The sequence below is a fragment of the Henriciella sp. genome, from assembly GCF_049649345.1.
In the GTDB taxonomy this organism is placed as follows: Bacteria; Pseudomonadota; Alphaproteobacteria; order Caulobacterales; family Hyphomonadaceae; genus Henriciella.
The window spans coordinates 1-3,750 of the sequence record NZ_JBARZC010000072.1 but is presented as its reverse complement, the minus strand read 5'-3'; the positions used below and the strand labels follow the sequence as shown (position 1 = coordinate 3,750).

4 protein-coding genes are annotated in these 3,750 nt (G+C 59.1%); 3 read left to right on the top strand and 1 reads right to left on the bottom strand.

Annotated features, from left to right (window positions below; genetic code table 11):
• The coding region (gene hemH, locus WA989_RS01820; RefSeq protein WP_424338823.1) for a ferrochelatase at window positions 1-928 on the bottom strand (928 nt) is incomplete at its 3' end.
• A 159-nt stretch (window positions 929-1,087) separates the two neighbouring features.
• On the opposite strand from hemH, the gene WA989_RS01815 reads away from it, so the two are divergent.
• From WA989_RS01815 to WA989_RS01805, 3 genes are all read left to right on the top strand, one after another.
• Window positions 1,088-1,516: a hypothetical protein gene (locus WA989_RS01815; protein WP_424338822.1), complete on the top strand. Its 429-nt coding sequence runs from the start codon at window positions 1,088-1,090 to the stop codon at window positions 1,514-1,516.
• An 87-nt stretch (window positions 1,517-1,603) separates the two neighbouring features.
• On the top strand, window positions 1,604-3,013 hold the full coding sequence (gene fumC / locus WA989_RS01810) for a class II fumarate hydratase (RefSeq protein ID WP_424338821.1): 1,410 nt from the start codon (window positions 1,604-1,606) through the stop codon (window positions 3,011-3,013).
• A gap of 16 nt (window positions 3,014-3,029) precedes the next feature.
• Window positions 3,030-3,750, top strand: a 721-nt coding sequence (locus tag WA989_RS01805) for a class I SAM-dependent methyltransferase (RefSeq protein WP_424338820.1), incomplete at its 3' end; no start/stop codon positions are given.

Genomic DNA, 3,750 nt, shown 5'->3' with positions numbered 1-3,750 from the left:
CTTCAAGGAAGGTCTCGCGGCCTTCCATGGCGATTTCCTCGAGGGTTTCGAGGCAATCAGAAATAAAGGCCGGTGAGACGACGACCAGCTTCTTCACCCCCTCTTCCGGCAGGGCTTCCAGCGTCTTGTCAGTATAGGGCTGCAGCCATTCCTGCGGGCCAAACCGGCTCTGGAAGGTCGTGATGGAAAACCCGTCCGCCCAGCCAAGCTTTTCGGAAACAAGCCGCGTCGTCTTGTAACAATGGCAATGATACGGGTCGCCCTTGTCGAAATAGGATTTCGGAATGCCGTGATAGCTCATCAGCACCCGGTCTGTTGTGAAGTCGAGCCCATCGAGATGCGTCTGGATCGAGTTTGCCAGCGCTTCGACATAGACAGGGTGATCGTGAAACGGTGCGGCCGTCCTGATCGCCGGCTGCCAGCGCATATGCTCCATCGCCGCGAAGCTCTTGTCATAGACGCTGGCGGTCGTCGTCGCCGAGTATTGCGGGTAGAGCGCGAGGATGGCGATCCGGTTACAGCCCTGCGCCTTCAGCTTTTTCATTTTCGACGCGATGGACGGGTTGCCGTAATTCATCGCAAAATCGACGATGACCTGCTCGCCCCCGATCCTCTCGGCCAGCTTCTCGGCCTGCCTCTTGGTATAGACCAGGAGGGGCGAACCTTCCTCCATCCAGACCTTTTCATACGCCCTGCCGGACTTTTTCGGCCGGAAGGTCAGGATCGGCCCCTGCAGGATGGGCTGCCAGATGACAGGGTTTACTTCGATAACGCGGCGGTCAGACAGGAATTCCGACAGATAGCGCCGCATCGACCAGTAGTCCGTCCCGTCCGGCGTTCCGAGATTGACCAGAAGCACGCCAACGCGGCCGTCAGCATAATCGGGATGGTCCTCCGGTTTGTGCTTTGGGCGTGTTGAAACCTGCATATGCGACGCATCCGGCATGTCAGCGAAATTCCTTGGGGAAGCTTTGCCCAATAGATAGCGCAGTTTGAGAGAGAACAAGCCCAATTGCACTGCGACACATCTTGCTTTCAACCCGCAATATTTGCGAGAAGGGCAGGCTGTATCGCCGGAGAGACACTTATGAAACTTTTCAGTCGCCTGGCCGTAGGGGCAATTCCAGCCGTTTTCCTCGCAGCCTGCGGCAGCGGCGAAGACAACGACATACGCTTCGAATATTCCGGCACGATGATGGATATTTGCGCTGAAACCAGCATCGGCTTTCATCCTGATAGCGCAGACCTGACGGGCACCGCCGAAAGCATCCTGTTCGACATCGTCGACCAGGTGGGCGTCGACTGCGACGGCGCAAGCATCGATATTGAAGCCTTCGAGAACGAAGAAGGCCAGGAGATCGCGAATGCGCGCGCCCAGGCCATCGAGACGGCCATCACCTCAAACTACGACATTTCAGACAGCCGCATTTCCAAATCCGTCGTCGAAGCACCGACGCCGGACCAGGCAGGCCGCGTGCTTGTTTCCCTGATGGTGGAAGTCCCGCTCGAAGAGTAGACATAGCACCGCATTTGCGAGCGCCAGCCTGCGTGTTAAAGCGCGGGACAGATCAGTACAATCCGAGATTTCTAAAGGAGCCGTCCCATGGGGATATTTGGCGACAAGCAGCCCAAGCCACGCACTGAAACCGATACGATGGGGCCGATTGACGTTCCCGGAGACAAGTATTGGGGAGCGCAGGCCGAACGCTCGCTCGGCAATTTCAAGATCGGATGGGAAAAACAGCCTGAGCCGATCATCCGCGCCCTCGGCATCGTCAAGAAAGCCGCCGCCCAGACCAATATGGACCTCGGCAAGCTCGATCCGAAACTCGGCGACGCGATTATCGAAGCGGCCGAGGAAGTGATGGCCGGCGAACTCAATGACCATTTCCCGCTGGTCGTCTGGCAGACAGGGTCTGGCACCCAGTCGAACATGAATGCCAATGAGGTGATCTCCAACCGCGCGATCGAGATCCTTGACGGGGAGATGGGGTCGAAAACGCCGGTCCACCCGAATGATCACTGTAATATGAGCCAGAGCTCGAACGACACTTTTCCGACGGCGATGCACATTGCCTGCGCCGAGGAAGTGACGCACCGGCTCCTGCCCGCGCTGAAGAAGCTTCACGGCGCGCTCGACAAGAAGGCGAAGGACTGGGCCGACATCATCAAGATTGGCCGCACGCACACCCAGGATGCAACGCCGGTCACGCTCGGCCAGGAATTTTCAGGCTACGCCCAGCAGCTGGCAAACGGCATCGAGCGGATCGAGTTGACGCTGCCGAAGCTGAGGGAACTCGCGCAGGGCGGCACCGCGGTCGGGACCGGGCTCGCTTCGCCGGTCGGCTTTGACGAGCTGGTCGCCAGGAAGATCGCGGACATCACCGGCCTCGACTTCAAGACCGCGCCGAACAAGTTCGAGGCCCTGGCTGCGCATGACGCGATGGTCTTTACCCATGGCGCGATCAACACGGTCGCCATGTCCTGCTTCAAGATCGCCAACGATATCCGTTTCCTCGGCTCGGGCCCGCGTTCCGGCCTTGGTGAGCTGGCGCTACCAGAGAATGAGCCGGGCAGCTCGATCATGCCGGGCAAGGTCAACCCGACCCAATGCGAGGCGCTGACGCAGGTCTGCGCCCATATCCACGGCAACAATGCCGCCATCGGTTTTGCCGGTTCGCAGGGTCAGTTCGAACTCAACGTCTTTAATCCGATGATGGCCTACAACTTCCTGCAGTCGGTGCGCCTGCTCGCCGATGCCGCTGTGTCCTTCACCGACAATTGCGTAGTGGGCATCGAGCCGCGCCTCGACAATATCGAGCGGGGCCTGAAAAACTCGCTGATGCTGGTGACCCCGCTGAAGGAAAAGTACGGCTATGACCGCGCCGCCAAGATCGCCAAGACGGCCCACAAGAACGGCACGACCCTGCGCGAAGAAGCCATCAAGGACGGCATCCCCGCAGAGGATTTCGACGCGATCGTCGACCCGGCCAAGATGATCTCGCCGGGGTGATGTGCTATCGGGGCCAATGCTGAAATTCGGCCCCGACACATTCGGCGCACTCAACGCTGACGATTATGACGCGCTCCATGACCCGGGGACGACGGAAGAATCCGTTGCGTTAATCGCGGCGCTTGCAGGCGATGGCGCACGCCTGCTCGAACTCGCCATCGGAACAGGCCGCTTGGCCATTCCACTCAAGCAGCGCGGCTTTGACATTTCCGGGATCGAGGGCTCGTCCGAGATGGTCGAAAAGCTTCGCAAGAAGCCCGGCGGCGCGGACATTTCCGTACTCATCGGCGACATGGCCGACGGCGCGATCGAAGGAGAATTCGACTTCGCGTTTCTCGTCTTCAACACGCTGTTCAATTTGACGTCGCAGGAGGCGCAGGTCCGCTGTTTCAGGAACACTGCAAAGCGTCTTCGCCCTGGTGGCGCCTTTCTGATCGAGACTTTTGTGCCGGATTTCTCGGCCTATACCGACCATCAAAGCCTGCGCACGATGAAAATTGGCATGCAAGACCTTTGGTTTGAGGCCAAGCTGCATGATCCGACTGCCCAGCGCATAGACTTTCAACGCGTTCGCATCACGCAAACAGGCATGAAGCTCGTTCCCTTCCAGATCCGCTATGCCTGGCCCGCTGAGATTGACCTTATGGCGCAGCTGGCGGGTTTAGAGCTTGAGGACCGCTGGGGCGGCTGGAAACGCGAGCCATTTGCCGCTGACAGCAGGATGCATGTGTCGCTGT

Excerpts from the sequence above, each read along its gene's own strand:
- WA989_RS01815 (WP_424338822.1), top strand. The coding sequence starts at position 1,088 with ATGAAACTTTTCAGTCGCCTGGCCGTAGGGGCAATTCCAGCCGTTTTC.
- fumC (WP_424338821.1), top strand. The coding sequence starts at position 1,604 with ATGGGGATATTTGGCGACAAGCAGCCCAAGCCACGCACTGAAACCGAT.